The following is a 26,254-nucleotide window of genomic DNA, read 5'->3' as shown; positions in this document are numbered from 1 at the left end:
ACATGTATGCACGCCACCCAGGCTCGCCAAGTGAGCGTTTCGCGTTCTTGCAGGCGGTGTCGGTGAGCGGCATCTGGGGGCATTTTCGAGGGGCACCGCTCGGATCGCGGTTTATGCCCCCAACTGTGCCCCCCGTTTTGGCTCGGGCTGTCAAAGCACTTTGGCGGACAACATAGGCAACAAAAAAGCCCTAGAGCGTAGATTCTCAAGGGCTTTTCGGTCGTCCGTGGCGCTTGTCGGCGCTACTTCTGGAGGAGAGGGAGGGATTCGAACCCTCGGTCCGTTCGCACGGACGCCTGATTTCGAGTCAGGTACATTCGACCACTCTGCCACCTCTCCGGTGTCTGTCGAGCCCGCGATTCTAGCAGAGGCTTTGGGCGCTTTTCAGGCCCGCAGCACACCCAATCCGCCCAGATAGGGTCGAAGCGCCTCCGGCACGGTGATCGAGCCATCCGCGTTCTGGTGGTTCTCCAGCACCGCAACCAGCGTGCGGCCGACCGCCAGGCCCGAGCCGTTGAGGGTGTGCACCAGCTCGTTCTTGCCCTGTGCGTTCTTGAAGCGGGCCTGCAGGCGGCGGGCCTGGAAGGCCTCGCAGTTCGAGACCGAGCTGATCTCGCGGTAGGTGTTCTGTGCCGGCAGCCAGACCTCGAGGTCGTAGGTCTTGGTGGAACCGAAACCCATGTCGCCGGTGCACAGCAGCACCACCCGATAGGGCAGCTCCAGCGCCTGCAGCACGGCCTCGGCATGGCCGGTCATGGTTTCGAGCGCCTCGTAGCTTTTTTCGGGATGCGTGATCTGCACCATCTCGACCTTGTCGAACTGGTGCTGGCGGATCATGCCGCGCGTGTCGCGGCCCGCGCTGCCGGCCTCGGAGCGAAAGCACGGCGTGTGCGCGGTGAGCTTGATGGGCAGTTGCGACTCGGCCACGATCTCGTCGCGCACGAAATTCGTGAGCGGCACTTCGCTGGTCGGGATGAGATAGAGCGCCGAATGATCGGGCGCCGGCTCGCCGTCCTGCCCGCCCTTCTTGGCGGCGAACAGGTCGCCTTCGAACTTGGGCAGCTGGCCGGTGCCGCGCAGCGTTTCGGCGTTGACGATGTAGGGCACGTAGCACTCGGTGTAGCCGTGCTGCTCGGTCTGGATGTCGAGCATGAACTGGGCGAGCGCCCGGTGCAGGCGCGCGATCGGCCCCTTCATCACGGTGAAGCGCGAACCTGCGAGCTTGACGCCGGTCTCGAAGTCCAGTCCCAGCGGCGTGCCGAGATCCACATGGTCCCTGGCCTCGAAGCCGAGCGCAGGTGCATCGGCGCCGTTGCCGCCCTTCGGGCTCCAGCGCCGGACCTCGAGATTCGCCGTTTCGTCATCTCCGACCGGCACACTCGGATGCGGCAGATTCGGGACCGCGAGCAGCAGAGCCTGAAGTTCAGGCTGGATGGCATCGAGCCGCACCGCCGACGACTCCTGTTCGGCCTTGAGCGCATTGACCTCGGTCATCAACGCATCGACCGATTCGCCCTTGGCCTTCAGGGGCCCGATCTGCTTGTTGAGCGCGTTGCGGCGCGCCTGCAGCTCCTCGGTGCGGGTCTGCAGGGTCTTGCGCTCGGCCTCGAGTGCGCTGAAGCTGGCCACGTCGAGAAAGGTCTGGTTCTTCTTGCGGGTTTCGAGGCGGGCAACGACCGAGGCCAGGTCCTTGCGTAACAGAGTGATATCGAGCATCGGGCGATTTTAGGCGGGGCGTAGGATCGCTCTCCCCCTTTCAACTGACTCAAGGAGATTCGATGGAAGCCTATCTGTCCTTCAACGGAAATGCGGCCGAGGCACTGGCCTTCTACGCCAAGAGCCTGGGCGGAAAGATCCTCTTCAGCATGAGCTTCGGCGAGAGCCCGATGGGCGCCGAAACGCCGGCCGACCACAAGAACAAGATCATGCATGCCACCCTCGAAGCCCGCGGCAAGCAGATCATGGCCTCGGACTTGCCGCCCGGCATGGCCTTCGACGGCTACAAGGGCTTTTCGCTCTCGGTGCAGGCCAAGGATGTGAAAGAAGGCGAACAGCTCTTCAAGGCGCTGTCCGAGGGCGGGAAAGTCACCATGCCCTACGCCGCCACTTTCTGGTCCCCCGGCTTCGGCATGCTGGAAGACAAGTTCGGCGTGCCGTGGATGGTCAACGTCGACCAGCCGCCGGCCTGAGGGCCTGTTCAGTCCCTAAGCCAGGCTCGCCGGGTCCACGTTCGCGCCGCAGACGATCAGGCAGAGCTTCTCGCCTTCGCGCGGTACATAGGCGCCGCTTTGCAGCGCGGCCAGCGGCAAGGCGGCCGCCGGCTCGACGGCCAGCTTGAGCTCCTTCCAGAGCCACAGCTGCGCCGCGCGGATCGCCTCGTCGGGCAGGAGCAGCGCATCGCGCACATGGCGCTGCGTGATGTCCCAGGCGATCGCGCCGATGCGCCTTGCGCCGAGCGAATCGGCCGCGACGCCGCCGACCTCGACATCGACCGGCTCGCCCGCTTCGCGCGCCCGATACAGCGTCGGCGCGCGCTCCGGCTCGAGCGCGACCACGCGGCTGCGCTGCTCGAACCAGGCCGCCAGCCCGCCGATCAGCCCTCCGCCGCCGACGCTGACCAGCACCGCGTCCGGCAGGCCGCCCTGCTGCTCGATCTCGCGACCGAGCGTACCGGCGCCGGCCACCACCTCGGGCTGGTCGTAGGCATGGGTGAGCAGCGCACCGCTTTCGCGCTGCCGTTCGAGGCAGGCGGCCAGCGCATCGCCGTACATCTCGCCGCCCACCACCACCGTCGCGCCCAGCGCACGCAGGCGCGCGCGCTTGGCTTCGGGCGACACCGTGGGCAGGAACACCTCGCAATGCACGCCGAGCGCGTGCGCGGCCGCCGCTGTGGCAATGCCGGCATTGCCGCCAGAAGCCACGATCGCGCCGCTTTCCGGAATCTCGTTGGCCAGCAAACGATTCATCATGCCGCGCGCCTTGAAGCTGCCGCTGGCCTGCAGATGCTCGAGCTTGAGCCAGACCTCGACGCCCGGCACTTCCACACCCAGCGCACGGCCCGACAGCTTCCACAGCGGCGTCTCGCGCAAAAAATGCGGCGCGCGCTCGTGCAGGCGGCGGGCGGCGGCCTCGATGTTGCGGCGCCAGTCGATGGTTGCGGCGCCGCTCACGAGATATGACCCGGTGCGGGAATGTCGTCGAGCTTCAGGCCCTTGGGCAGCGGGAACTTGAGCGTCTCCTCGATGCCGTCCATCTTGCGCACCGACACCGCCCCCAGCGCCTTGACGCGCTCGATCACCTCGCGCACCAGCACCTCGGGCGCCGAAGCGCCGGCCGTCAAGCCGACACGGCTCTTGCCCTCGAACCATTCGGGCTGGAGCTCAGCGGCCGAATCGACCATGTAGCTCTCGGTGCCCAGCCGTTGCGCCAGCTCGCGCAGCCGGTTGCTGTTGGAGCTGGTCGGGCTGCCCACCACGATCACCAGGTCGACCTGCGGGCTCAGCAGCTTCACGGCGTCCTGCCGGTTCTGGGTGGCATAGCAGATGTCCTGCTGCTTGGGCTCGCGCGCGTTCGGAAAACGCGCGCGCACCGCGGCCGAGATCTCGGCCGCATCGTCGACCGACAGCGTGGTCTGCGTGACGACGGCCAGCTTGTCGGTCTGCGCGGGCGATACGTGCGCGACGTCATCCACGTCTTCCACCAGGTGGATGCCGCTCGACAGCTGCCCCATCGTGCCTTCGACCTCGGGGTGGCCCTTGTGGCCGATCATGATGAACTCGTAGCCTTCCTTCGCGAGCTTGGCGACCTCGACGTGCACCTTGGTCACCAGCGGGCAGGTGGCATCGAAGACCTCGAAGCCGCGCTCGCGCGCCTCGGCCTGCACCGCCTTGCTGACGCCGTGCGCGCTGAACACCAGCGTAGAGCCCGGCGGCACCTCGGCCAGGTCCTCGATGAAGATCGCGCCCTTGGCCTTGAGCTCGTTGACCACGTAGGTGTTGTGCACGATCTCGTGGCGCACGTAGATCGGCGCGCCGAACTTGGCGAGCGCGCGCTCGACGATCTCGATCGCGCGGTCGACGCCGGCGCAAAAGCCGCGCGGTTCGGCCAGGATGACCTCTTGCACGCCGGTTGAACTGGCCCCCACGCTCGGCACTGGCGTGTCCTCGCTGCCCCCCGAGGGGGCCTTCGCACCTTGGGGCGGCCCGGCGGTGCTCACAACACGCCGATCAGTCGGACCTCGAAGGTCACGGGCTGACCTGCGAGCGGATGGTTGAAGTCGAAGCGCACCGCGGTCTCGTTCGACTCGATCACCGCGCCGGCGTAGCTGCCGCTGCCATCGGGCGTGGGGAACTGCACCACGTCGCCGACCGCGTACTGCTCGTCGGGGTCGCCCATCTGAGCGAGCAGCTTGCGCGCCACCCACTGCTGCATCTCGGGGTTGCGCTCGCCGAAGGCGTCGCCGGCCGGCAGCTCGAAGGTGGCGTGCGTGCCTTCTTCCAGCCCCAGCAGCCGCTGCTCGACCGCGGGCGAGAGCTCGCCGGTGCCCAGCGACAGCGTGGCGGGCTTGTCGTTGAAGGTGTTGATGATGTCGCCCGCCGGCCCGGCCAGCCGGTAGTGCAGCGTGAGAAAGGAGCCGGGCGTGACGACGGCGGTGGTGGTGGAGGACAAGATGGGGGATCGCTATAGACTGGGCCTGTATTTTAGGGAGGGGCCCTTGAGCCCGCATAAATCATGTCTTTCAAGGATCTGCCGGCCGGGGCGCGCCCGCGCGAAAGGCTCATCGCGCAGGGCGCCGCTGCGCTCGGCGATGCCGAGTTGCTGGCCCTGCTGCTGCGCACCGGCGCGGCGGGCAAGAACGTGCTGCAGCTCGCCCAGGAGTTGCTCGACAGCTTCGGCGGGCTGGCCGGGCTCCTCCATGCCGGGCTCGACGACCTCAAACGCATCAAGGGCCTGGGCGGCACCGCCAAGCGCGCCGAGCTGGCGGCCGTGCTCGAGCTGGCACGCCGCGCCCTGGCCGAGCGCCTGAAGGAGCGCGCGGTGTTCGACTCGCCCGATGCCGTCAAGCACTACCTGCAGCTGCACATCGCCGCGCGGCCGCACGAGGTGTTCGCGGCGCCGGACCACATGATCGTCGCCCGTGGCCAGACCCTGTCGATGGCCGAGCGCGGCCTGGTCTGAGCAAGAGACGACGAAGCCTTATCCTGAGCTCCATGCCTCTCCCACCCAAAGCCATCAAGAGCCTCGCCGACCTGAAAACGCTGCAGCACAAGCTGGCCGAACAGCGCGAGCGCGAAACCGCCGCGGCCGCTGCGCGCGCGGCCGCCGAGAAGAAGCGCCTGGCCGAACAGGACCTGTTCGCGCGCGCGATCGGCGCCACCCAGCCGCTGCGCCGCAAGGCCGCCGTGCCGCTGGCGCCCGAGCCGCCGGCGCCGATCCCGGTGCAGCATCAACTGGACGAAGAGCGCGTGCTGCGCGAATCGCTGTCCGACGAGTTCGACGTCACCACGCTGCTCGACGCCGACGATGCGATGAGCTTCCGCCGCCCGGGCATCCACACCGACGTGACGCGCAAATTGCGCGCGGGCGAATGGTCGATCCAGCGCCAGATCGACCTGCACGGCATGCGCAGCGACGAGGCCCGCGAGGCGCTCGGTGCCTTCATCCGCGATGCCTACAAGCAGGGCCTGCGCTGCGTGCGCGTGGTGCACGGCAAGGGGCTGGGCTCGCCGGGACGCCAGCCGGTCCTCAAGGCCAAGGTGCAGCGCTGGCTGATCCAGAAGAGCGAGACGCTGGCTTTCGTGCAGGCCAAGCCAGCCGAGGGTGGAGCCGGCGCGCTGCTGGTGCTGCTGGCGCCGGCGCGGCGCTAGCCGCTTCTGTTTCGCATCCAGTCGGCGGTCTGGAAGAAAGAGTCACGAAGCCGGGCACGCAAGGCTTCCGGCACCCCTGTCTCCCCCATCGCCTGGTCCATGCAGGCCAGCCACTGGTCGCGCTCCTTGATGCCGATCGAATGCCCTCCGATGCTCTGCGGCAGGTGCCGCGCGCGCAGCATCGGATGGCCGAAGCGGTCGGTGTAGTGCTGCGGCCCGCCGAGCCAGCCGCAGAGAAACCAGAACAGCCGCTGGCGCGCGTTGTCGAGCGTCGTGCCATGCACGGCGCGCAGTTGCGCATAGGCCGGTTCCAGCTCCATCAGGTCGTAGAAGCGCTCGACCAGCGCGTGGACCTTGGCTTCGCCGCCGATCCATTCGAAGGGCGTGTCGAAGGGCGGCTTGTCTTGAATCTGCATGCCGGCAGTATGCATATGTGAAAGAGCTATTTCTCGGCGCAGGCTTTTGTTGCTATGGTGCGGGCCGACTTCCACTGGAGATAACAACATGCGTTTCCGAATCGCCGCTTCCGCCTTCGCCGCGGCCGCCCTGCTCCTGGGCACCGCCGTCCATGCCGACCAACTCGCCGATATCAAGAAAAAGGGCCAACTGGTCGTCGGCGTGCTGGGCACCGACGAGCCCGCCACCTTCATCGATCCCAAGACGCGCGAGATCATCGGCTACGAGGTCGATCTGGTGAACGCGATCGCCAAGAAGATCGGCGTCAAGCCGGTGCTGAAGCAGATCGCCGTCGCGGCGCGCATTCCCGAGCTGCAGCAGGGCCATGTCGACCTGGTGGCCGCCGGCCTCACGCACAACAAGGAGCGCGAGGCGCAGATCGACTTCTCGCTGACCACCTTCGTCACCGGCCAGAAGGCCATCGTCAAGAAGGACAGCGGCATCACCGCGGTGCCGCAGCTCTCGGGCAAGAAGGTGCTGACCATCCGCGGCGGCACGCAGGAGCCCAACATCAAGAAGGCCGTTCCAGGCGCCGAGGTCGTGACCTTCGACACCAGCCAGCAGGCCTTCCAGGCGCTGCAGCAGGGCAAGGGCGTGGGCTATGTCGACGACGAGGCCGCGCTGCTCAACAGCTACGCCAAGCTCGGCCCGCAGAAGGCGCAGTACGTGGTGCTGCCGCAGAACCTCAGCACCGAGGCGCTCGCCATCGGCATCAGGAAGGGCGAGACCGGCCTCAAGGCGGTGGTCGACGAGACGCTGCGCGAGCTCGAGAAATCGGGCGAGGCCGAGAAGATCTTCTTCAAGTGGTACGGCCCGAAGACCAAGTCGGGCTTCGACAAGCGCAGCTTCAAGATCGAGACCGACAAGATCGACAGCTGAGCCCGCGCCGGGCATCCGCGGCGCCGGATGCGTAGGATGTGCCCCGCGCCCGTACGACGCGGGTGCCGACGTATCCGTTCATGCTGCCCTTCGACTACACCCTGCTCATCACGGGGAAGTACCACGACATGCTCGTCGCGGGCTTCCTGCTGTCGCTGCAACTGCTGGCCGCCTCGCTGATGCTGGCGCTGCCCATTGCGCTGGTGGTGGCGCTGCTGCGCCTGGCGCCGGCCGCGCCGCTGCGCTGGCTGGGCTTCGCCTATGTCGAGTCCATACGCAATATCCCGCTGCTCGCGCACATGCTGTTCTGGTACTTCGGCGCGCCCGAGCTCCTGCCCGAGGACATCAAGCAGCGCCTCTACAGCGGCCGCATCGAGGCGATGAGCGCGGTGGTCGCGCTGGGCCTCTACGCCGCGGCCTACATGGCCGAAGACATCCGCAGCGGCATCCGCGCGATCCCCGCGGTGCAGATGGAAGCCGGCCGGGCGCTCGGCTTCGGCTTTCTCGCGACCATGCGCCGCATCATCCTGCCGCAGGCGCTGCGCGTCACGATCCCGCCCCTCATCTCGCAGACGCTCAATCTTTGGAAGGGCACCAGCATCGCGACCGTGATCGGCGTGGCCGAGCTCATGTACCAGGCCGGGCAGGTCGAGAGCGCGACCTTCCGCAGCGCCGAATCCTTCGCCTTCGCCACGGCGGCCTATCTCACGGTGTCGATGATCATCACCGGCGCGGCCAGCTGGTACCAGCACCGCTTTCCGCCGAGGGCCGCATGATCGAGCTGGTCCAGACCTACTGGATCTACTTCCTGATCGGCCAATACCCCAACGGCCCGTTGGGCGGCCTCGCACTCACCGTGCTGCTGGCCGCGCTGGGGCTGGTGCTCGCCCTGCCCTTCGGCCTGCTGCTGGGCCTGGCGCGCGTCGCCCCCTGGCGCTGGCTGCGCTGGCCGGTCACCACCGTGGCCTTCGTGGTGCGCGGCACGCCGCTGCTCATGGTGGTGTTCTGGGCCTACTTCTTCCTGCCCAGCGTGACCGGCGTCAAGACCGACCAGTTCAGCACCATGCTGATCGCGCTGGTGGTGTTCGACGGCATCTACATCGGCGAGATCGTGCGCGCCGGCATCCTGGGCGTGCCGCGCGGCCAGGTCGAGAGCGCGCGTTCTCTGGGCCTGGGCTACGGCCGCGCAATGCGCTTCGTGGTGCTGCCGCAGGCGCTGCGCAGCATGCTGCCATCGCTGGTGAACCAGTTCGTCTCCACCATCAAGGAGACCTCGCTGGGCTACATCATCGGGCTGGCGGAGGTGTCCTTCATCGCCTCGCAGATCAACACCCAGGTCTTCACCAAGCCGGTACAGGTCTACCTGGTGCTCGGCTTCACGTACTTCGTCATGTGCTTCGGCCTCTCGCGCTTCGCCTACTGGCTGGAGGCGCGCACCAGCCGGCGCACGCTCGTCCGCTCTGCACCGAAAGCACCCGCATGATCCAGTTCGACAACGTCAACAAGTGGTACGGCGACTACCAGGCGCTGGTCGAGGTGAACGAGAGCATCGCCCGCGGCGAGGTCGTGGTGGTCTGCGGGCCTTCGGGCTCGGGCAAGTCCACGCTGATCCGCACCATCAACCGGCTCGAGCCGATCCAGTCGGGCCACATCACGGTCGATGGCCGCGACATCCATGCGCGCGGCATCGACCTCAACGACTTCCGCTCGCACATCGGCTTCGTGTTCCAGCAGTTCAACCTGTTCCCGCATCTCACGGTGCTCGGCAACTGCACGCTGGCGCCGATCCAGCTGCGCGGCCTTTCGCGCGCCGAGGCGACGGAACGCGCGATGGCCCTGCTCGATCGCGTCGGCCTGGCCCACAAGGCAAGCGCCTTTCCGTCCGAACTCTCGGGCGGCCAGCAGCAGCGCGTGGCGATCGCACGCGCGCTGGCCATGCAGCCGCCGCTGATGCTCTTCGACGAGCCCACCAGCGCGCTCGACCCCGAGATGGTCGGCGAGGTGCTGCTGGTGATGCGCGACCTCACGCGCGAAGGCATGACCATGGTGGTCGTGACGCACGAGATGGGCTTCGCGCGCGACGTGGCCGATCGCGTGCTCTTCATGGACGCCGGCCGCGTGCTCGAACGCGCGACGCCCGACGACTTCTTCAACCGGCCGCAACACCCGCGCGCCCAGCAGTTTCTTGCCGACATCCGCACGCCCTTCGCGCATGCCGTTTGATACCCTGGACATCGCCATGACTTCGCTGCCCCTGATCGACATCGCGCCGCTCACCGCATCGACGCGCGAGCGCGCCGCGGTCGCCGCGCAGATCGGTGAGGCCTGCCGCGCGCACGGCTTCTTCTACATCACCGGCCACGGCATCGACCCCGCGCTGACGCAGCGGCTCGAAGACCTGAGCCGCGCCTTCTTCGCGCAGGGCGAAGCAACCAAGATGCAATGGCGCATGGAACTCGGCGGCCGCGCCTGGCGCGGCTACTTTCCAGTCGCGGGAGAACTCACCTCGGGCCGGCCCGACTGGAAGGAAGGGCTCTACCTCGGCACCGAGCTGCCCGACGACGATCCGCTGGTGCTGGCGCGCACGCCGGTGCACGGGCGCAACCTGTTCCCCGACCTGCCCGGCTTCAAGACCGCGATCCTCGACTACATGCAGGCTGCCACGCGGCTCGGCCACACGCTGATGGAAGGCATCGCGTTGAGCCTGGGTCTGCCCGCCTCCTACTTCGCCGAGCGCTACACGGCCGACCCGCTGATCCTGTTCCGCATCTTCAACTACCCGACGCAGCCGGTGCCCGCGAACCTCGACGTGCAATGGGGCGTGGGCGAGCACACCGACTACGGCCTGCTCACCATCCTGCGGCAGGACGACATCGGCGGACTGCAGGTGCGCACGGGCCAGGGCTGGATCGATGCCGCGCCGGTGCCCGATGCCTTCGTCATCAACATCGGCGACATGCTCGACCGCATGACCGGCGGCCTCTACCGCTCGACGCCGCATCGCGTGATCCGCAACACCTCGGGACGCGACCGGCTTTCGTTCCCGCTCTTCTTCGACCCCAACTTCCATGCGCGCGTGCGGCCGATTGAAGGCCTGCCGAAGCCCGCCGTGGTCGACGACAGCGCCACGCGCTGGGACCGCGCCAACGTGCATGCCTTCAACGGCATCTATGGCGACTACCTGCTCGACAAGGTGTCGAAGGTGTTCCCGCAACTGCGCAGCGCGGTGCTGTAGGCGCGCGGCAGTCCGGACTCAGATCTTCGCCAGCGCCTGCTGCAGATCGGTGCGCAGATCGTCCAGGTCTTCCACGCCCACCGACAGCCGCACCAGCCCATCGCCGATACCCAGCCGCGCGCGCGTCTCGGCTGGAATGGTGGCGTGGGTCATGATGGCCGGGTGCTCGATCAGGCTCTCGACGCCGCCCAGGCTTTCGGCCAGCGAGAAGATCTGCACCGCCTCGAGGAAGCGCCGCGTGCCGGCCAGGTCGCAGCGCAGGTCGATCGAGATCATGCCGCCGAAGCCCTCCATCTGGCGCCGGGCCAGCTCGTGCTGCGGATGCGAAGGCAGGCCCGGGTAGTGCACCCGCGCGACCTGCGCCTGCCGTTCGAGCCACTGCGCCAGCACGAGCGCGCTGCTGCAATGGCGCTCCATGCGCAGCGCCAGCGTCTTCACGCCGCGCAGCGTGAGGAAGCTGTCGAAGGGCCCGGCGATCGCACCCACCGAGTTCTGCAGGAAGCCCAGGCGCTCGCGCAGCGCCTCGTGCCGCGCTTCCCGGCCGACGATGGCGACGCCGCCGATCACATCCGAATGGCCGTTGAGGTACTTGGTGGTCGAGTGCACCACGACGTCGAAGCCCGCCTCCAGCGGACGCTGCACCCACGGGCTCGCGAAGGTGTTGTCGGCCACGCTCAAGATCCCGCGTTCGCGGCAGATCTCGGCGATGGCGCGCAGATCGGCCAGGCGCAAGAGCGGGTTGGTCGGCGTTTCGACCCAGACCATGCGCGTGTCCGGCCGCAGCGCGGCGACGAGCCTGGCGGGATCGGTGAGGTCGACGAAGCTGAAGCGATGCCCCGCGCTGCGCGCCCGTACACGCTCGAACAGGCGAAAGGTGCCGCCGTAGACGTCGTCGCCCGAGACGATGTGCGAATTGGCGTCCAGCAATTCGAGCGTGGTCGAGATCGCGGCCAGGCCGGAGGCGAAGGCGAAGGCCGCCGAGCCGCCTTCGAGGTCGGCGATGCAGCGCTCCAGCGCCCAGCGCGTGGGGTTGTGCGAGCGGCCGTAGTCCAGCCCCTTGTGCACGCCGGGGCTCTGCTGCACATAGGTCGAGGTCGCATAGATGGGCTGCATGATCGCGCCGGTCGAGGGGTCGGGCGACTGGCCGGCATGGATCACGCGGGTGGCGAAACCCTTCTTCGGGGTGTTGGGGGGGTCCTGGGTCATTTCAAGCTTCTCCGCAGGTGATTCAACAGGTCGACGCGGGTGATGAGGCCGTGGAATCCGGACTCGTCCGCGATCATCGCCACCAGGCCGCGGTCGAGCACGGCCTCGAGCTCGGCCAGGCTGGCGCCGGACGGCAGAGTCTCGGGCACATCGGTCATCGCGCTCTTCACGCTCGAACGGAAGCGGCCGGCGTCCGCATGCACGGCCAGCAGCAGATCGGATTCGTCGATCACGCCGACCAGTTGCGCGCCTTCGAGCACCGGCAGCTGCGACACGTCGGCCAGCCGCATGCGCTGGAAGGCGGTGAGCAGCGTGTCCTCGGGGCCGACGCTGATCACGCTGCCGTCCTCGAAGCGGCGCGAGACCACGTCGCGCAGATCGCCATGGTGCTCGCGCACGAGCAGGCCCTGGTCGAGCATCCACTGGTCGTTGTAGACCTTCGAGAGATAGCGCGTGCCGGTGTCGCAGACGAAGGTGACGACGCGCAGCGGCCGCGTCTGCGCGCGGCAGAAGCGCAGCGCTGCAGCCAGCAGCGTGCCGGTGGAGGAGCCGGCGAGGATGCCCTCGGCACGCAGCAGCTCGCGCGCGGTGCCGAAGCTTTCCAGGTCGGTGATCGAATACGCATGCTTCACGCCCGACAGATCGGCGATGCCCGGGATGAAGTCCTCGCCGATGCCCTCGACCGCCCACGATCCGGCTTCGCCCACCGTGCCGCTTCGCGTGTACTCCGCGACCACCGAGCCCGCCGGATCGGCCAGCACGAAAAAGAGCTGCGGCTGCAGTTCGCGGAAGTAGCGCGTGAGCCCGGTGATGGTGCCACCCGAGCCGACGCCGACCACGATCGCATCCACGTCGTGCCCGCATTGCTGCCAGATCTCGGGGCCGGTGCTGGACTGGTGCGCGAGCGGGTTGTCGGGGTTGTTGAACTGGTCGGCGAAGAAGGCGCCGGGGATCTCCTTCGCGAGCCGCGCGGCGAAGTCCTGGTAGTAGTCGGGATGGCCCTTGCCCACGTCCGAGCGCGTGGTGTGCACCTCGGCGCCGAGCGCCTTGAGGTGCAGCACCTTCTCGGTCGACATCTTGTCGGGCACCACCAGCACCACGCGATAGCCCTTGGCGCGCGCCACCAGCGCCAGGCCCAGGCCGGTGTTGCCGGCCGTCGCCTCGACCACGGTGCCGCCGGGTTGGAGGCGGCCGTCGCGCTCGGCCGCATCGATCATCGAGAGGCCGACGCGGTCCTTGATCGAGCCGCCGGGATTCTGCGACTCGAGCTTGAGGAACAGCGTGCAGGGGCCGGTGTCCAGCCGCGTGACCTGCACCAGCGGCGTGTTGCCGATCAGGTCCAGCACCGCGGGTCGGGTTTCAGTCGTCATGTCGTCCACCTTGTGCAGTCGACATGATCGTAGTCGCCCTGCGCCTACTCCGCTGCCCGCCGCAGCGTGTCGACCACCGGCCGGCGCAGCACTTCGCGCAGGCCCCACCAGCCGGCCGCGAGCGCGAGCACGGCGCCGGCCAGCGAGCCGGCGATGGGCACCAGCGGCGAAGCGGTCCAGGTGAAGTCGAACACATAGCGCGCCAGGCCCCAGCCGATCAGCGAGGCGACGATGCTCGCGAGGAAGCCGGCCAGCAGGCCCACGCCCACGAGTTCGGCGCGCTGCACCTGGCGCAGCAGGCTGCCGCGCGCGCCGACTGCGCGCATCACGGCGAACTCGCGCGCGCGCTCCTCGCGCGTGGCGGTGACGGCCGCGAACAGCACCACGAGGCCGGCCGCGAGCGTGAAGCCGAACAGGAACTCCACCGCGCGGATCACCTGGTCGAGCACGCGCTGCACCTGGCCGATGGTGGCGCTCATGTCGACGTTGGTCACGTTGGGGTAGCTGCGCACCAGCGCGTTGTCGAAGCCCTTCACGTCCGGCGCGCGGAACGCGCCCATGTAGGTGACGGGCACCTCGGGCAGCGCATCCACGGTGTACATGACGAAGAAGTTGGCATGCAGCGAACCCCAGTCGACCTTGCGCAGGGAGGTGATGCGCGCATCGTTCTGCATGCCGCCGATGTCGAAGCGCAGGCTGTCGCCGAGCTTCATCCCCAGGGTCTCGGCCAGCCCTTCCTCGACGCTCAGCTCGCCGGCGGCGCCGGGCTTCCATGCGCCGGCCGTGACGACGTTGTGCGCCGGCGCCTCGGCGCTGGTGCTCAGGTTGAACTCGCGGTCGACCAGCCGCTTCGCGCGGTCGTCCGCGTAGTCGTCGGGCGAGACCGACTTGCCGTTGATGGCGACGAGGCGCCCGCGGATCATGGGATACCAGTCGAACTTCCTCACGCCGTTGTCGCGCAGGGTCTTCTGGAAGCCCTCGCTCTGGTCGGGCATGACGTTGATCACGAAGCGGTTCGGCGCGTCGGGCGGCGTGGCCTTGCGCCAGCTGGCCACGAGATCGGTGCGCAGCAGCACCAGCAGCACCAGCGCCAGCAGGCCCACCGCCAGCGCGCTGACCTGCACCACCGCATAGGCCGGCCGCGCCGAGATCTGGCGCGTCGCCAGCACCAGCCAGCGCGGCGCCGTCGTTTCGTTGACGCTGCGGCGCAAGAGCAGCACCGCGATCCAGCTCAGAAGCGCGAACACCGCCACCGCCGCCGCGAAGCCGCCGACCGCGATCAGCCCCAGCTTCAGGTCGCTGCTGGCCGCCACCAGCAAGGCGGCAAAGCCGGCCACGCCAAGCGCCAGCACCGCGATCGAGGCCGGCTTCAGGTTGCCGACGTCGCGCCGGATCACGCGCAGCGGCGGCACCTGCGCGAGCTGCAGCACCGGCGGCAGCCCGAAGGCGAACAGCAGCGTGAGTCCCATGCCGAGGCCGAAGGCGACGGGCCAGAGGGTGGCCGCGGGCAATGCGGTCTCGACCAGGCCCGCGAGCAGCAGCACGAAGACATAGTGCACGCTGTAGCCGATGGCCACGCCGAGCGCGCTGGCGAAGAGGCCGATGGCGGCGAACTCGAAGGCATAGGCCTGCGCGATGGTGCGCTGGCTCTGGCCCAGCACGCGCAGCATGGCGCAATCGTCCAGGTGGCTGGCCGCGAAGCCGCGCGCGGCCAGCGCCACCGCCACGGCCGACAGCAGCGCCGCCAGCAGCGCCACCAGGTTGAGGAACTTCTCGGCCCGGTCCAGCGTCTGGCGCATCTCGGGGCGGCCGCTTTCGAAGGAGTCGAGGCGCATGCCACGCAGCTCGCCCTTCTTGATCGCTGCGTCGGCCCAGTCGCTGAAGGTCTTGACGGCGCGCGCCTCGCCGGCCACGGCAAAGCGATAGCTGACGCGGCTGGCCGGTTGCACGAGGCCGGTGCGCGGCACGTCGGCCTGGTTGAGCATCACGCGCGGCGCGAAGCTCATGAAGCCGGCGCCGCGGTCGGGCTCGAGCGTGATCACGCGCGCGATGCGCAGGCCGGCATCGCCCAAAAGCAGCGTGTCGCCCACCTTGAGCGCCAGCGATTCGAGCAGCGACGCATCGACCCAGGCGTCGCCCGGCGCCGGCACGTCCCGCGTCGGCCGGCCCGGCACGCCGGGCTCGGTGCTCACCTGCAGGCTGCCGCGCAGCGGATAGCCGTCCTCCACCGCCTTGAGCGCGACCAGCTTGCTGGCGCCGCCCTGCTCCTCGCTGGCGCGTGCCATGGTCGGAAAACCGTAGGTGCTGGCGTCCTGCAGGCCGAGCGCACGTGCACGTTCGACGAAAGCCTTCGGCGTCGGGTTGTCGCTCGCCAGCACCGCATCGCCGCCGAGCAGCTGGCGCGCATCGCGCTGCAGTCCGCCCTTGAGCCGGTCGGCGAAGAAACCGACCGCGGTGAGTGCCGCCACGGCAAGCAGCACGGCCACGATGAGGAGCCGCAGTTCGCCGGCGCGCAAGTCGCGCCAGAGGGTGCGCCAGCCTAGGCGAAGAGAAGCATTCATGGGCGAGACGATAGCCGAGCCGCAAGGCCCGGCCAAACCGAAGGGCTTAGGCGGCGCTCGTGACGCGGGCGCCCGCGAGCTCAGGCTGCAACACCAGCCGCTCGGCGCCGGCATAACAGACGAAGCGCTTGTTGGTCGCGCGCCCGATCGCGCACAAGCCCACGCGCATCGCGACCTCATGACCCATCTGCGTGATGCCGCTGCGCGAGACCACGATGGCCACGCCCATCTGGGCCGACTTGATCACCATCTCGCTCGTGAGGCGCCCGGTGGTGTAGAACACGCGGCCGCCCGTAAGCCTTTCTGCGGGCTGCATCGCGATCCAGCCGGCGATGGTGTCGATCGCGTTGTGGCGCCCCACGTCCTCGACGAAGCACTGCATGTGCGCTTCATCACCCTGGCCGAGCGTGAACAGCGCGCAGCCATGCACCGAGCCGGCCGACTTGTAGGTGCTCTCCTGGAGCCGGATGACGTTGACGAGCGCATAGAGCTGCGCCTGCCGCATGCGCGTGGCGGGCAGCTCGAGCTTGTCGATGCCGGCCATCAGCTCGCCGAACACGCTGCCCTGGCCGCAGCCCGTGGTCACCACCTTCTTGGCGGTGCGCTCCTCGATGCGGTCGATGCCGGCATGGGTCTTCACGGCGGCCGCACCCACCTCCCAGTCGACCGTGATCGATTCGACGTCGGCCGCGGACTCGATGAGCCGCTGGTTCAGCAGGTAGCCCAGCACCAGCAGCTCGGGCTGGGCGCCGAGCGTCATCAGCGTGACCAGTTCGCGGCGGTCGACGTAGACCGTCAGGTCGCGCTCGGCCGGGATCGAGACGACGCCGCGTTCGCCGTGCTCGTCGACGACCTCCACTTCGCGCGTGAGTTCGGCGCGGGCCGAAGTCAGGCGCGGAAGCGGCAAGGCAGTCGTCACTGTTTCGGCGTGGGATTCGTCGCCGCCGCTGGCTGGGCGGTGCTCGGCGGCGCAGCTGCCGTGGCGGCCGGCGAATGGGCACCCGCGGCCTCGATCGGCTTCTGCTCGGCCGGCGGCACGAAGGCGAAGGGGCCTGGGTCGGTGCAGGCGGGCGTCGCCGGCGCCGGCGGCAACTGCTTGCCGGCCGCTGCTGCGCTGGCGCGGTATTTGGCCGCCACCTTGTCCTGCGCCTGGCAGAGCTGGTAGGCATCGACCTTGCCTGTCCATGCGGTCTTGGCCGCGGTCTCCGCGGCCTTGAGCTTGGCCTCGGGCGTGGAAGGCGGCGCCGGCAGCTTGGCGAAAGCGGTGGAGGCCAGGCCCAGGGCCAGGCCGCAGACGATCAGCATCTTCTTCATGAGGGGCTTCCTTCGACCCGGACGGTCTTCGCGGGCGCGGCGCCCGAGACCTCGGCGCTGCGCTGGACGGGAATCTTGCCGGCAGCGATGTCGTCGTACCAGAGCTCGTGATGTTCGCGGGCCCAGGTCTCGTCGACATAGCCGTGGCGCATGGCGCTGAAGGCGCCCTTCATGCCCAGCGTGCCGATGTAGATGTGGCCCATGATCATCGCCATCATGAGCAGCGTGGCCACCGCGTGGACCATGTGCGCGATCTGCATCTCGCCGCGCGTGTAGACGAAGCCCGGCAGCAGCTTGTCGAGGAACAGGCCCGAGCCGGCCACGATGCTGCCGAGCACGAGGATGCCGCCCCAGAACACCACCTTCTCGCCGGCGTTGAAGCGGTGCGAAGGCACCTCCTTGCCGCCGAACAGGCCGCCGAAATGAGCCAGCCACTGGAGGTCCGCCTTGCGCGGGAAGTTGTCGCGCACGAAGGTGATGAACATCAGGATCAGCGTGACGACGAACAGCGGGCCGACGAAGTTGTGCACGGTCTTCAGCGCATAGGTCAGCCAGCCGAACAACGCGGCGCCGATGATGGGCAGCAGCAAGAACTTGCCGAAGGCCATCACCAGGCCCGAGACGGCCAGCGTGACGAAGGCGATCGCGTTCGACCAGTGCGTGGCGCGCTCGAAGGGCGTGAAGCGCTCGATCTTGCGGCCGGTTTCGGTGCCGTGCAGGCCGATCGCGCCGCGCGTGAAATAGAAGATCGCGATCGCCAGCAGCACCACGAAGAGCAGCGCCGCACCGTAGGGAATGATCCAGTCGTTGCGCACCTGGCGCCAGGCCTCGCCGGCGTTGGTATAGCGCGAGCCCGGGTACTGCACGAAGCGCTGGATCAGGTTGCCGGCTTCGGGCGCCTGAGACTTCGGCAGGCTGCTGTAGCCCGTCACGCCTTCGCCCACCTGCCGCCACATCGGCGCGTTGTTGCCGGGCTGCACCTTCGCGCGCTCGGCATTGCTTTGCTGCAGGTAGTTGGGATCGGCGCTCGCCTCGGGCTTGACCTCGAAGATGTTCTGGCTTTTGATGCCGCCGGCCTGCTGCTGCGGCGGCGCCGCAGCGGCGGCAGGCGGCTGGGCGACCGCGCCGCCGGCAGCCGGGTTCGGCGCCTGGGCCAGGGCCGGGCCGGCGGCCAGCGCGGCCATGAGGACCAGGGCGTTCAGAAGAGCCTTGTTCATGCAGCCTTCCTTCCGCTCAGTTGTCTCTGACGTAGTCGTTCTGGCCGTTCTGCGCGCGGGTCTTGAGCTGCTGCTGCCAGGCGTTCTTGTCGCCGACCTGCCAACCCGACGCGGTGAATGCCGTGCCCGCGTTCTGCTGCGTGCCGGTGCCGGTCCAGGGCGCGGCATCGAGCTTGACGCCCTCGGCGTTGGTCTGCGGCTTCTCGCCGCAGGCCGCCAGCAGCAGCACGGCAGAGGCCAGGACTGCCGTCGTCGCCAGTGCGCGCCTCATTTCGTGCCTCCGCTGGTCGGCGTGCCGGCCTGCTGCGAACCGTAGGCCGTGCCCCAGCCCCAGACTTCGGCGCCCTTGCCGCGATGCAGCACGCGGGTGCGGAAGATGTCGGCCACCACGTCGCCGTCGCCGGCCAGCAGCGCCTTGGTCGAGCACATCTCGGCGCAGGCCGGAAGCTTCCCTTCGGCCAGGCGGTTGCGCCCGTACTTCTCGAACTCGGCCTGCGAGCCGTTGGCCTCGGGGCCGCCGGCGCAGAAAGTGCACTTGTCCATCTTGCCGCGCGCACCGAAGGTGCCTTGCGAGGGGAACTGCGGCGCGCCGAAGGGGCAGGCGTAGGAGCAGTAGCCGCAGCCGATGCAGACATCCTTGTCGTGCAGCACCACGCCTTCTTCGGTGCGGTAGAAGCATTGCACCGGGCACACCGCCATGCAGGGCGCGTCGGAGCAGTGCATGCAGGCCACCGAGATCGACTTCTCGCCCGGCACGCCGTCGTTGAGCGTCACCACGCGGCGGCGGTTCACGCCCCACGGCACCTCGTTCTCGTTCTTGCAGGCCGTGACGCAACCGTTGCACTCGATGCAGCGCTCGGAATCGCAGACGAACTTCATTCTTGCCATATCGATTCCTCTTTATGCTTTCTCGATGTTGCAGACCGTGGTCTTGGTCTCTTGCATCATGGTCACGCTGTCGTAGCCGTAGGTGGTCGAGGTGTTGATCGCCTCGCCGCGCACCACCGGCGCCGCGCCCTTGGGGTAGTAGGCGAGCATGTCCGCCCCCTGCCAGTGGCCGGAGAAGTGGAAGGGCATGAACACGGTGTCGGGACCCACGCGCTCGGTGACCAGCGCCTGCACGTTGAGCTTGGCGCCGGTGGGCGTGTGCACCCAGGCGCGCTCGCCGTTGCGGATGTTCTTCTCGGCCGCTACCTTGGGGTTGATCTCGATGAACATCTCCTGCTGCAGCTCGGCGAGCCAGGGGTTGGAGCGGGTTTCCTCGCCGCCGCCCTCGTACTCGACCAGCCGGCCCGAGGTCATGATGAAGGGGAACTTCTCGGCCACCTTGTCGGCGATGTTCTTCTGCTGCACGCTCTTGTAGAGCGTGGGCAGGCGCCAGAAGGCCATCTTGTCGTCGTGCGTCGGGTATTTGGCCATCAGGTCCGGCCGCGTGCCATAGAGCGGCTCGCGGTGCTGCGGGATGGCATCGGGGAAGTTCCACACCAGCGCGCGCGCCTTGGCGTTGCCGAAGGGATGGCAGCCGTGGTTCTTCATGAACACGCGGATCATGCCGCCCGAGCTGTCGGTCTTCCAGTTCTTGCCCTCGGCCTTGGGCTTCTCGGCCGCGGTGAGCTCGTCCCACCAGCCGAGCTTCTTGAGCAGCAGGTGGTCGAGCTCCGGATAGCCGGTGGTGATCTCGGCGCCCAGCGAATGCGAGCCGTCCTCGGCCAGCAGGTTCTTGCCGTTGCGCTCGACGCCGAAGTTCGCGCGGAAGTTGCCGCCGCCGTCCATCACGTGCCGCGTGGTGTCGTAGAGGTTCGCGCTGCCCGGATGCTTGAGCTCGGGGGTGCCATAGCAGGGCCACGGCAGCCCGAAGTAGTCGCCCGAGAGGTCGTAGCCGTTGACCTTGTCCTTGCCCGACTTGGCCCTGAGCGTGCGCACGTCGAAGGCGCCCATGTTGCGCATGTGGGCCTGCAGCCGCTCGGGGCTCTGCCCGGTGTAGCCGATGGTCCAGACGCACTTGTTGATCTCGCGCAGGATGTCGTCCGGCACGGGCTCGTCCATGCCCTTGACCTTCTGCATCTTGTAGTTCTTGCTGAGCTCCTTGCCGAAGCCGAGCCGGTCGGCGAACTGCTGCATGATCATGTGGTCGCTGCGGCTTTCCCACAGCGGCTCGATCACCTTCTCGCGCCATTGCAGCGAGCGGTTCGAGGCGGTGACGGAGCCGCTGGTTTCGAACTGCGTGCAGGCCGGCAGCAGATACACCGCGCGATTCGGATTCAGGTCTTCCGAGCGGCCCGGCATCGCCGCCATCGCCGCGGTGGCCGAGGGGTACGGGTCCACCACCACCAGCAGGTCCAGCTTGTCCATGGCCCGCTTCATCTCGAGGCCGCGGGTCTGCGAATTGGGCGCATGGCCCCAGTAGAAGACGCCGCGCAGATTCGAATCCTGGTCGATCAGCTCGTTCTTCTCGAGCACGCCGTCGATCCAGCGCGAGACCGTGAGGCCCGGCTTGGCCATCATCGCGGGCGAAGCGAAGCGGCCCTTGATCCACTCGAAGTCCACGCCCCAGGTGGCGGCGAAATGCTTCCACGAGCCTTCGGCCAGGCCGTAGTAGCCGGGCAGCGAATCGGGGTTGGGGCCGACGTCGGTGGCGCCCTGCACGTTGTCGTGGCCGCGGAAGATGTTGGTGCCGCCGCCCGACTTGCCCACGTTGCCCAGCGCCAGCTGCAGGATGCAGGAGGCGCGCACGATCGCGTTGCCGATGGTGTGCTGGGTCTGGCCCATGCACCAGACGATGGTGCCGGGGCGGTTCTCGTTGAGCCAGGTCGCGACCTTCAGCACCTGGGCTTCCTTGACGCCGCAGGCTTCCTCGACCTTGTCGGGCGTCCACTTGGCCATCACGTCGGCGCGCACCTCGTCCATGCCGAAGACGCGGTCGTTGATGTACTTCTTGTCTTCCCAGCCGTTCTTGAAGATGTGGTACAGGATGCCGAAGAGGAAGGGAATATCCGAACCCGAACGGATGCGCACGTACTCGTCGGCCTTGGCCGCGGTGCGGGTGAAGCGCGGGTCGACCACGATCATCTTGCAGCCGTTTTCCTTGGCATGCAGCATGTGCAGCATGCTCACCGGATGGGCCTCGGCCGCGTTCGAGCCGATGTAGAGCGCAACCTTCGAATTGCGCATGTCGTTGTACGAGTTCGTCATGGCGCCGTAGCCCCATGTGTTCGCCACGCCGGCGACCGTGGTCGAGTGGCAGATGCGCGCCTGGTGGTCGCAGTTGTTGCTGCCGAAGAAGCTCACGAACTTGCGCAGCAGATAGGCCTGCTCGTTGTTGTGCTTGCTGGAGCCGATCCAGTAGATCGAATCGGGGCCGCTGGCCTTGGTCAGCTCCTTGAGCTTGGCGGTGATCTCGTCGAGCGCCGTGTCCCAGCTGATGCGTTCGTACTTGCCGTTCACCAGCTTCATCGGATAGCGCAGCCGGTACTCGCCGTGGCCGTGCTCGCGCAGCGCCGCGCCCTTGGCGCAGTGCGCACCCAGGTTGAGCGGCGAATCGAACACCGGCTCCTGCCGCACCCAGACGCCGTTCTCGACCACCGCGTCCGAGGCGCAGCCGACCGAGCAGTGCGTGCAGACCGTGCGCTTGATCTCGATCTTGCCGGCGCCGACCGCAGCCGGCTTGCCATCCCCGGCGGCTTCGGCCTTGCGCATCAGCGTGAGCTGGCCCGCGGCCAGACCCACGCCGACACCCAGCCCGGAGCGCCGCAGGAAGGCGCGCCGGTCCATGGTCGGCAACGCATTGGCGAGGCCGCGCCGCAGGCTGTGGACGAAGGGCGAGGAGGAGAAAGAAGAGGAACGGGAAGAGGCACTGTCGAGCGCAGCGCCGGTCGCTTTCCGGGTCAACAACATGGTGGTGTTCGTCCTCAGGCCGAAGTGGTCTTGTAGTAGTGCTTGACGTGCTCGCTCAGCGTGTAGCCGCCGCCCTTCTCGGGCGCAGGCTTCGGAACGGGTGTGGCGGCGGAAACGGGCTCCGGCGCGACTTTGGGCAGCACCGTGACGGCTGCTGCAGCTGCGCCGACCGAGGCGGCGCCGAAAAAGAACCCGCGGCGGGACGCCGGCTTGGGACCGGCGGATTGGCTGTCCTGCATTAACAACTCCAGGAGTGGCTGGGTGGAACTAGATATGAAACCAGTTACATATATTTGGATACTAGTCGAGACCCTGATATTTCGTAAATCTATTTCCCTCAGACTCAGTTCAGCATGTCGAAGCCCTGCGCTTCGACCTCTGCGAATGCGCGTGTCAGCACCGCCAGCGCGGCATAGAAGTTCGCCTTCGGATGCTGCGCCACCGCATCGCACATGGCGGGCAGCCAAGACTGAACATGGGTCGAGAAGAAGGCCTGCTGCTGCGTGAGATTGGCGACCGCGACGTCCTCGCCCGCGATCAGGTAGCGCATCACTTCGAACAGGCAGGCGATGTGGTCCTCGGTCTCGGAGACCGCCTGCTCGCGCGCCAGGCCGAGCCGGTCGAGGTCGGTACGCAGCTGGGCCAGCGGCTTGTCGTTGAGAAAGCCGCTCAGGTAGTGCGAACCGAACAGGTAGACCTCGGGCTTGCCGATGCCGCCGAAGAGCGCGTCGTACTCGCTCTTCGCCGCCGCGGCGTCGAGGCCGCGCGCCACGCCCACGAGCTGGCGCCAGGGCTCTTCGAGAAAGGCGCCCGCAGCCGGCGCCTCGGTCGGCGCGACCTGGAAGGCGCCGAGCAACTCGGCATCGGGCGCCGCATACCAGAGCCGCGCCAGCAGGCCGTAGAGCTCGGCGCGCGCAAGCTCCTCGTCGAGCGCGGAGGAAACCGGAAAACTATCGCTCATAACTGCGTGATCTTCATTTCGTTCTGCGCGCTGTACAGGTCGATGACCCGGCAGTCGCTGCACATCTTGAGCCGCTCGAGCGCCTCGCCCTGGAACATCGCATGGCCCGCGAGCTTGCCGAGCATGGCCTCGATCGCCTTCTGCGTGCCGAAGGGCTTGCCGCAGCGGATGCAGCTCCAAGGCTTGGCCTCGTTGAGCACCACCGGCTGCTTGCGCTCGGCCGCGACCAGCAGCCGCGGCACCAGCGAGATCGCGTCCTCGGGGCAGGTGGTTTCGCAAAGACCGCACTGCACGCAGTTCTTCTCGACGAAGCGCAGCTGCGGCGCGTTCGGGTTGTCCTGCAGCGCACTGGCCGGGCAGGCGCTGACGCAGGCCAGGCACATCGTGCACTTGTTCTTGTCGACCTCGATCGTGCCGAAGGGCGAGCCTGCCGGCAGCGGAATCGCGAGCGCCGTTTCGGGCGCCGCCTTCAGCGCCGGCGCCGCGTCGATGAGGTGGTCGAGCGCGAGTTCGAGCGTGCTGCGTTTCTCGGTGCCGACCGCGAAGCGCGCCGCCGTGGCCGGCCGCTGCTGGCGCGTGTCGCGCAAGGCGGCCAGCGCGGCATCCAGGGCCGCGGGCGTCGCCGCCTCGATCAACCGGAAGTGAGTTCCCGTGTAGCCCAGCCCCAGCAGCAGCGCCTGCGCGATCGCCATCTGCTTGCGCAGCGCATCGAGGTAGGCCGGCGCCTCCTCACCGGTCGCGAGCACGGCCACCTGCGAAGCGCCGAAGGCGACCGCGCTGAGCCAGAGGTCGATGCCGGTGCTTGCGGCATGCCAGAGGCCGATCGGAATCACGTTCGCGGGCACGCCCTGCGCGCGGCCGAGCTGCGCGTCGCGCCCGAGCCGTTCGACCAGCGCCTGCCCGCCTTCCTGGCTGTGCAGCAGCAGCACGGCATCGCGCCCGCCCGCGCCTGCATAGGTGGAAAGCAGCGTGCGCAGCTTCAGGCCTTGGTCGGGCGTGCGCGGATAGGTGTAGCCGAGCGCTCCGGTCGGGCAGACGGTGGTGCAGGCGCCGCAGCCGACGCAGAGGTTCGGGTTGACGACGATGCGCTGGCGTTCCTTGTCGCTCGTCACCGCATGCGCGGAGCAGACCTCGATGCAGGCATTGCAGCCAACCACTTCGTTGCGGCTGTGCGCGCAAAGCTTCTGCTTGTAGTCGAAGAACTTCGGCTTCTCGAACTCGCCGACCAGCTCGCGCAAGCGCAGCAGGGTTTGCAGGCCCTGCGCATGCGCGAGGCCGCCGGCCAGGTGGAAATAGCCCTGCGGCGGCGCATGCCAGTCGATGAGCGGCGCGGCGCCGAGATCGAGCACCAGGTCGAAGGCGCCGTCGAGTTGCGCGGGCGCGCGGCTGAAATCGATCGCGCCGGCCACCGCGCAGGCGCGTTCGCAGTCGCGGTGCGAGGTGCACTTGGCGTTGTCGATCTGGTAGTCGAAGCCGATGGCCTGTTCCGGGCAGACGGCGAGGCAGGCGTTGCAGCGCGTGCAGAGATCGAGGTCGATCGCGTTGTCGCGCGTCCACTGCAGCTTGAAGGCGCCGAGCCAGCCGGCGAGCGAATCGATGCGGCCCGCGATCACCGGCCAGCGGCGCTCCTGCGCACCGCCGAGCATGCCGGGGCCCTGCGAAAAGATCGTGACGTCCAGCGCGTCGCCCACCAGCGCAGCCGCCTTCTCCGCTTCGTCGAGCGCACCGACGATCAGCAAGCGGCCCTGGCTCGCATAGCTGACCGTCGACACGGGATCAGGCTCGGGCAGGCTGGCGGCGGCGAGCAGCGCGGCGATCTTCGGCATCGCGCTCTTCGCGTCGCGGCTCCAGCCGCCGGTTTCGCGGATGTTGACGAAGCGGATCGGAGACACCGCATCCGGGGTCTGTTGCGCGAGCTCGCCGAACAAGCGCTTCTCCTGCGTGCAGGCCACCACCACCTCGTCGCCGGACTGGATCGCGCGCTGGAAGGCCGGCGCCTCGCGCCGGCACAGTGCCGAATGGAGAGGCAGGTTCTCAGCCAGTGCCGTCCCGAGCGTCTTCGGCTCGAGGGGCATCGTCTTGTTGCAGTCGCAGATCAGCGTGGTGGTCATCGGTCTCTTGGCTGGCGGGTTGCGCATCGGCAACCGGCGGGCTGGGAACTTCCTCGGGAGGCATCGACTGTGCCACGTCCGGGGGTGCGTGGGCCTCAGGGTCTTCTTTCGATTCTTCTTCCTCGAACAGGTTCAGGAACTTCGCGCTCGCCATCTGGCGCAGCACGCTCTCGGGCACCGGGGTCGACTGGGAGTAGTCGTCGATGTAGGTGTCCAGCCCGTCCATCACATTGAAGTGCGGATCGGCGAACAGCTTCTTGAAGGCCGCGTTCTTGACCTCCGGCGCGACGTTCTTCGCGACGAAGGGCTTGAAGTCGGAGTCGATGGTGAGCGCTTCAGCATCAGCCAGCGTAGGCGGCGGCGGTGGCATCTCTCCTTCCCCCTCTGGGGGAAGGTTGGGATGGGGGCCAGGCGTCTCCACAAGCGCAGGCGCCACAACCGGCACGGCCGCCACCGGCTCAGGCGCGGGCACCTCCCCTTCCCGCACCTGCTGCTTGCGCCGCGACCAGCGATCGAAAAAGCCTTCAGACATCGCCCGCTCCCCGGCCGCGCTTCTTCTCGGTCGACACGCTGGCCGCATTGCCGAAGCGGTCGACCAGCGGCTTGAAGCTCTCCGGCCGCTTGCGGCGCTTGGGCTCGAGCACATAGTGTTCTTCGACGAAGGCGCGCAGCCACGCCACCACTTCTTCGGGTGCCGGCACCTGCTCGACATTCTCCTGCGCATCGAGCCAGCGGCCCGCTTCGTTGTAGCTCAACGTCACCACCAGCGGCCGCGCAATCGGCTCCGGCGCCAGCGTCGCCTCTTCTTCCATGCGCCACATCACGAACCAGCAGGGCGCGGGCGTTGTTGCGTTGAGCTGGTAACCCTCTGCTTCATCGCGAAACAATTCGACCTGGAAGCCCGGGTGCAGCCAGCGCTGCGCGCCCTCGTCGTCGCGCAAGAGCCGCGGCGCGTCGCCGAAGCCCGGCTCGTCGGGCACCACCTCGTCGAGCGTCCAGCGCCAGGGCTGCCAATGGCTCGACGGGCCGTGGAGCCGCTCGCGCCGCATCACGACCGCCACGGCGAGAGAAGGGTGTGCGCCCTCGGATGGGGTTTCGGATGGGACCATGCGGCGGACGATAGCCGATGCGCCGCCGGCGACATGCAAGCGGGGTTTCGCGCCGGCGCAGCCGCTTCCCAAGC

General features: G+C 68.1%; 26 protein-coding genes, 1 tRNA gene and 1 pseudogene. 8 read left to right on the top strand and 20 right to left on the bottom strand.

Annotated elements, in window-relative coordinates:
- Positions 1-249: 249 nt before the first annotated feature.
- Both BLS74_RS11755 and serS read right to left on the bottom strand, forming a co-directional pair.
- Positions 250-339, bottom strand: a tRNA-Ser gene (locus tag BLS74_RS11755).
- Between the two features lie 45 nt (positions 340-384).
- The gene (gene serS / locus BLS74_RS11750; RefSeq protein ID WP_093106025.1) at positions 385-1,716 is read right to left on the bottom strand and encodes a serine--tRNA ligase; all 1,332 of its coding nucleotides are present in this window, start codon (positions 1,714-1,716) and stop codon (positions 385-387) included.
- Between the two features lie 62 nt (positions 1,717-1,778).
- Between serS and BLS74_RS11745 the strand changes: the two genes are divergently transcribed.
- Positions 1,779-2,189: a VOC family protein gene (locus tag BLS74_RS11745; protein ID WP_093106022.1), complete on the top strand. Its 411-nt coding sequence runs from the start codon at positions 1,779-1,781 to the stop codon at positions 2,187-2,189.
- A gap of 15 nt (positions 2,190-2,204) precedes the next feature.
- On the opposite strand, the gene BLS74_RS11740 is transcribed toward BLS74_RS11745, so the two are convergent.
- The 3 genes from BLS74_RS11740 to BLS74_RS11730 all read right to left on the bottom strand — a co-directional run bounded on the left by BLS74_RS11740 (position 2,205) and on the right by BLS74_RS11730 (position 4,668).
- The gene (locus tag BLS74_RS11740) at positions 2,205-3,152 is read right to left on the bottom strand and encodes a threonine/serine dehydratase (protein ID WP_093106177.1); all 948 of its coding nucleotides are present in this window, start codon (positions 3,150-3,152) and stop codon (positions 2,205-2,207) included.
- 14 nt (positions 3,153-3,166) lie between these two features.
- Positions 3,167-4,123, bottom strand: coding sequence for a 4-hydroxy-3-methylbut-2-enyl diphosphate reductase (ispH, locus tag BLS74_RS11735; protein WP_093106020.1), 957 nt, complete (start codon positions 4,121-4,123; stop codon positions 3,167-3,169).
- Between the two features lie 89 nt (positions 4,124-4,212).
- Positions 4,213-4,668, bottom strand: coding sequence for an FKBP-type peptidyl-prolyl cis-trans isomerase (locus tag BLS74_RS11730; RefSeq protein ID WP_093106017.1), 456 nt, complete (start codon positions 4,666-4,668; stop codon positions 4,213-4,215).
- Positions 4,669-4,731: 63 nt separating this feature from the next.
- Here BLS74_RS11730 and BLS74_RS11725 point away from each other — a divergent pair.
- Together BLS74_RS11725 and BLS74_RS11720 are read left to right on the top strand one after the other, a co-directional pair.
- Positions 4,732-5,112, top strand: a pseudogene (locus tag BLS74_RS11725) (UPF0758 domain-containing protein); the annotation flags it as partial.
- Positions 5,113-5,210: 98 nt separating this feature from the next.
- Positions 5,211-5,867 (top strand): Smr/MutS family protein, encoded by a 657-nt coding sequence (locus BLS74_RS11720; RefSeq protein ID WP_093106014.1) that lies wholly within the window; start codon positions 5,211-5,213, stop codon positions 5,865-5,867.
- Here the strand turns inward: BLS74_RS11720 and BLS74_RS11715 are convergent.
- Positions 5,864-6,283 (bottom strand): group II truncated hemoglobin, encoded by a 420-nt coding sequence (locus BLS74_RS11715; RefSeq protein ID WP_093106012.1) that lies wholly within the window; start codon positions 6,281-6,283, stop codon positions 5,864-5,866. The genes BLS74_RS11720 and BLS74_RS11715 overlap by 4 nt on opposite strands.
- Positions 6,284-6,371: 88 nt before the next feature.
- Here BLS74_RS11715 and BLS74_RS11710 point away from each other — a divergent pair, with 88 nt between their 5' ends.
- The 5 genes from BLS74_RS11710 to BLS74_RS11690 all read left to right on the top strand — a co-directional run bounded on the left by BLS74_RS11710 (position 6,372) and on the right by BLS74_RS11690 (position 10,437).
- Positions 6,372-7,202 carry an ABC transporter substrate-binding protein gene (locus BLS74_RS11710; RefSeq protein WP_093106009.1) on the top strand — a complete coding sequence of 277 codons (831 nt, stop codon included), beginning with the start codon at positions 6,372-6,374 and terminating at the stop codon, positions 7,200-7,202.
- An 80-nt stretch (positions 7,203-7,282) separates the two neighbouring features.
- Positions 7,283-7,978 (top strand): amino acid ABC transporter permease, encoded by a 696-nt coding sequence (locus BLS74_RS11705; protein WP_093106174.1) that lies wholly within the window; start codon positions 7,283-7,285, stop codon positions 7,976-7,978.
- The gene (locus tag BLS74_RS11700; protein ID WP_093106007.1) at positions 7,975-8,685 is read left to right on the top strand and encodes an amino acid ABC transporter permease; all 711 of its coding nucleotides are present in this window, start codon (positions 7,975-7,977) and stop codon (positions 8,683-8,685) included. The genes BLS74_RS11705 and BLS74_RS11700 overlap by 4 nt, the downstream gene beginning before the upstream one ends.
- Positions 8,682-9,425 carry an amino acid ABC transporter ATP-binding protein gene (locus BLS74_RS11695; protein WP_093106004.1) on the top strand — a complete coding sequence of 248 codons (744 nt, stop codon included), beginning with the start codon at positions 8,682-8,684 and terminating at the stop codon, positions 9,423-9,425. Before BLS74_RS11700 ends, BLS74_RS11695 begins: the two co-directional genes overlap by 4 nt.
- Before the next feature lie 16 nt (positions 9,426-9,441).
- On the top strand, positions 9,442-10,437 hold the full coding sequence (locus BLS74_RS11690; RefSeq protein WP_093106002.1) for an isopenicillin N synthase family dioxygenase: 996 nt from the start codon (positions 9,442-9,444) through the stop codon (positions 10,435-10,437).
- An 18-nt stretch (positions 10,438-10,455) separates the two neighbouring features.
- Here BLS74_RS11690 and BLS74_RS11685 read toward each other — a convergent pair whose 3' ends face one another.
- The 14 genes from BLS74_RS11685 to BLS74_RS11620 all read right to left on the bottom strand — a co-directional run bounded on the left by BLS74_RS11685 (position 10,456) and on the right by BLS74_RS11620 (position 26,180).
- Complete coding sequence (locus BLS74_RS11685; RefSeq protein ID WP_093105999.1) at positions 10,456-11,643, bottom strand: trans-sulfuration enzyme family protein; 1,188 nt, start codon at positions 11,641-11,643, stop codon at positions 10,456-10,458.
- On the bottom strand, positions 11,640-13,013 hold the full coding sequence (locus BLS74_RS11680; protein WP_093105995.1) for a pyridoxal-phosphate dependent enzyme: 1,374 nt from the start codon (positions 13,011-13,013) through the stop codon (positions 11,640-11,642). The genes BLS74_RS11685 and BLS74_RS11680 overlap by 4 nt, the downstream gene beginning before the upstream one ends.
- A 44-nt stretch (positions 13,014-13,057) precedes the next feature.
- Positions 13,058-15,574: an ABC transporter permease gene (locus tag BLS74_RS11675; RefSeq protein WP_093105993.1), complete on the bottom strand. Its 2,517-nt coding sequence runs from the start codon at positions 15,572-15,574 to the stop codon at positions 13,058-13,060.
- A 46-nt stretch (positions 15,575-15,620) separates the two neighbouring features.
- Positions 15,621-16,493, bottom strand: a complete 873-nt coding sequence (locus tag BLS74_RS11670; RefSeq protein WP_093105990.1) for a formate dehydrogenase accessory sulfurtransferase FdhD — start codon at positions 16,491-16,493, stop codon at positions 15,621-15,623.
- Entirely contained in the window at positions 16,490-16,888 is a 399-nt protein-coding gene (locus BLS74_RS11665; RefSeq protein WP_093105988.1) for a hypothetical protein, read from the bottom strand. The genes BLS74_RS11670 and BLS74_RS11665 overlap by 4 nt, the downstream gene beginning before the upstream one ends.
- Positions 16,885-18,105 (bottom strand): formate dehydrogenase subunit gamma, encoded by a 1,221-nt coding sequence (locus BLS74_RS11660; RefSeq protein ID WP_093105985.1) that lies wholly within the window; start codon positions 18,103-18,105, stop codon positions 16,885-16,887. Before BLS74_RS11660 ends, BLS74_RS11665 begins: the two co-directional genes overlap by 4 nt.
- A 16-nt stretch (positions 18,106-18,121) precedes the next feature.
- Complete coding sequence (locus tag BLS74_RS11655) at positions 18,122-18,376, bottom strand: hypothetical protein (protein WP_093105983.1); 255 nt, start codon at positions 18,374-18,376, stop codon at positions 18,122-18,124.
- The gene (gene fdh3B, locus BLS74_RS11650; protein ID WP_093105980.1) at positions 18,373-18,993 is read right to left on the bottom strand and encodes a formate dehydrogenase FDH3 subunit beta; all 621 of its coding nucleotides are present in this window, start codon (positions 18,991-18,993) and stop codon (positions 18,373-18,375) included. The genes BLS74_RS11655 and fdh3B overlap by 4 nt, the downstream gene beginning before the upstream one ends.
- Positions 18,994-19,005: 12 nt before the next feature.
- Complete coding sequence (locus BLS74_RS11645) at positions 19,006-21,999, bottom strand: formate dehydrogenase subunit alpha (RefSeq protein WP_093105978.1); 2,994 nt, start codon at positions 21,997-21,999, stop codon at positions 19,006-19,008.
- A 14-nt stretch (positions 22,000-22,013) separates the two neighbouring features.
- On the bottom strand, positions 22,014-22,238 hold the full coding sequence (locus BLS74_RS11640; protein ID WP_093105975.1) for a formate dehydrogenase: 225 nt from the start codon (positions 22,236-22,238) through the stop codon (positions 22,014-22,016).
- A 104-nt stretch (positions 22,239-22,342) separates the two neighbouring features.
- Complete coding sequence (locus tag BLS74_RS11635) at positions 22,343-22,960, bottom strand: TorD/DmsD family molecular chaperone (protein WP_093105973.1); 618 nt, start codon at positions 22,958-22,960, stop codon at positions 22,343-22,345.
- Entirely contained in the window at positions 22,957-25,071 is a 2,115-nt protein-coding gene (locus tag BLS74_RS11630; RefSeq protein ID WP_244503841.1) for a 4Fe-4S dicluster domain-containing protein, read from the bottom strand. The genes BLS74_RS11635 and BLS74_RS11630 overlap by 4 nt, the downstream gene beginning before the upstream one ends.
- Positions 24,995-25,603 (bottom strand): DUF3306 domain-containing protein, encoded by a 609-nt coding sequence (locus BLS74_RS11625; protein ID WP_093105970.1) that lies wholly within the window; start codon positions 25,601-25,603, stop codon positions 24,995-24,997. The genes BLS74_RS11630 and BLS74_RS11625 overlap by 77 nt, the downstream gene beginning before the upstream one ends.
- Positions 25,596-26,180 carry a DUF3305 domain-containing protein gene (locus BLS74_RS11620; protein ID WP_093106172.1) on the bottom strand — a complete coding sequence of 195 codons (585 nt, stop codon included), beginning with the start codon at positions 26,178-26,180 and terminating at the stop codon, positions 25,596-25,598. The genes BLS74_RS11625 and BLS74_RS11620 overlap by 8 nt, the downstream gene beginning before the upstream one ends.
- Positions 26,181-26,254 lie beyond the last annotated feature (74 nt).

It is taken from the genome of Variovorax sp. CF079 (genome assembly GCF_900101545.1).
GTDB lineage: Bacteria > Pseudomonadota > Gammaproteobacteria > Burkholderiales > Burkholderiaceae_C > Variovorax.
This window is presented reverse-complemented; position numbering and strand designations above follow the sequence as displayed.

Excerpts from the sequence above, each read along its gene's own strand:
- serS (WP_093106025.1), bottom strand. The coding sequence starts at position 1,716 with ATGCTCGATATCACTCTGTTACGCAAGGACCTGGCCTCGGTCGTTGCC.
- BLS74_RS11745 (WP_093106022.1), top strand. The coding sequence starts at position 1,779 with ATGGAAGCCTATCTGTCCTTCAACGGAAATGCGGCCGAGGCACTGGCC.
- BLS74_RS11720 (WP_093106014.1), top strand. The coding sequence starts at position 5,211 with ATGCCTCTCCCACCCAAAGCCATCAAGAGCCTCGCCGACCTGAAAACG.
- BLS74_RS11715 (WP_093106012.1), bottom strand. The coding sequence starts at position 6,283 with ATGCAGATTCAAGACAAGCCGCCCTTCGACACGCCCTTCGAATGGATC.
- BLS74_RS11710 (WP_093106009.1), top strand. The coding sequence starts at position 6,372 with ATGCGTTTCCGAATCGCCGCTTCCGCCTTCGCCGCGGCCGCCCTGCTC.
- BLS74_RS11705 (WP_093106174.1), top strand. The coding sequence starts at position 7,283 with ATGCTGCCCTTCGACTACACCCTGCTCATCACGGGGAAGTACCACGAC.
- BLS74_RS11700 (WP_093106007.1), top strand. The coding sequence starts at position 7,975 with ATGATCGAGCTGGTCCAGACCTACTGGATCTACTTCCTGATCGGCCAA.
- BLS74_RS11695 (WP_093106004.1), top strand. The coding sequence starts at position 8,682 with ATGATCCAGTTCGACAACGTCAACAAGTGGTACGGCGACTACCAGGCG.
- BLS74_RS11690 (WP_093106002.1), top strand. The coding sequence starts at position 9,442 with ATGACTTCGCTGCCCCTGATCGACATCGCGCCGCTCACCGCATCGACG.
- BLS74_RS11685 (WP_093105999.1), bottom strand. The coding sequence starts at position 11,643 with ATGACCCAGGACCCCCCCAACACCCCGAAGAAGGGTTTCGCCACCCGC.
- BLS74_RS11680 (WP_093105995.1), bottom strand. The coding sequence starts at position 13,013 with ATGACGACTGAAACCCGACCCGCGGTGCTGGACCTGATCGGCAACACG.
- BLS74_RS11675 (WP_093105993.1), bottom strand. The coding sequence starts at position 15,574 with ATGAATGCTTCTCTTCGCCTAGGCTGGCGCACCCTCTGGCGCGACTTG.
- BLS74_RS11665 (WP_093105988.1), bottom strand. The coding sequence starts at position 16,888 with ATGAAGAAGATGCTGATCGTCTGCGGCCTGGCCCTGGGCCTGGCCTCC.
- BLS74_RS11660 (WP_093105985.1), bottom strand. The coding sequence starts at position 18,105 with ATGAACAAGGCTCTTCTGAACGCCCTGGTCCTCATGGCCGCGCTGGCC.
- BLS74_RS11655 (WP_093105983.1), bottom strand. The coding sequence starts at position 18,376 with ATGAGGCGCGCACTGGCGACGACGGCAGTCCTGGCCTCTGCCGTGCTG.
- fdh3B (WP_093105980.1), bottom strand. The coding sequence starts at position 18,993 with ATGGCAAGAATGAAGTTCGTCTGCGATTCCGAGCGCTGCATCGAGTGC.
- BLS74_RS11645 (WP_093105978.1), bottom strand. The coding sequence starts at position 21,999 with ATGTTGTTGACCCGGAAAGCGACCGGCGCTGCGCTCGACAGTGCCTCT.
- BLS74_RS11640 (WP_093105975.1), bottom strand. The coding sequence starts at position 22,238 with ATGCAGGACAGCCAATCCGCCGGTCCCAAGCCGGCGTCCCGCCGCGGG.
- BLS74_RS11635 (WP_093105973.1), bottom strand. The coding sequence starts at position 22,960 with ATGAGCGATAGTTTTCCGGTTTCCTCCGCGCTCGACGAGGAGCTTGCG.
- BLS74_RS11630 (WP_244503841.1), bottom strand. The coding sequence starts at position 25,071 with ATGACCACCACGCTGATCTGCGACTGCAACAAGACGATGCCCCTCGAG.
- BLS74_RS11625 (WP_093105970.1), bottom strand. The coding sequence starts at position 25,603 with ATGTCTGAAGGCTTTTTCGATCGCTGGTCGCGGCGCAAGCAGCAGGTG.
- BLS74_RS11620 (WP_093106172.1), bottom strand. The coding sequence starts at position 26,180 with ATGGTCCCATCCGAAACCCCATCCGAGGGCGCACACCCTTCTCTCGCC.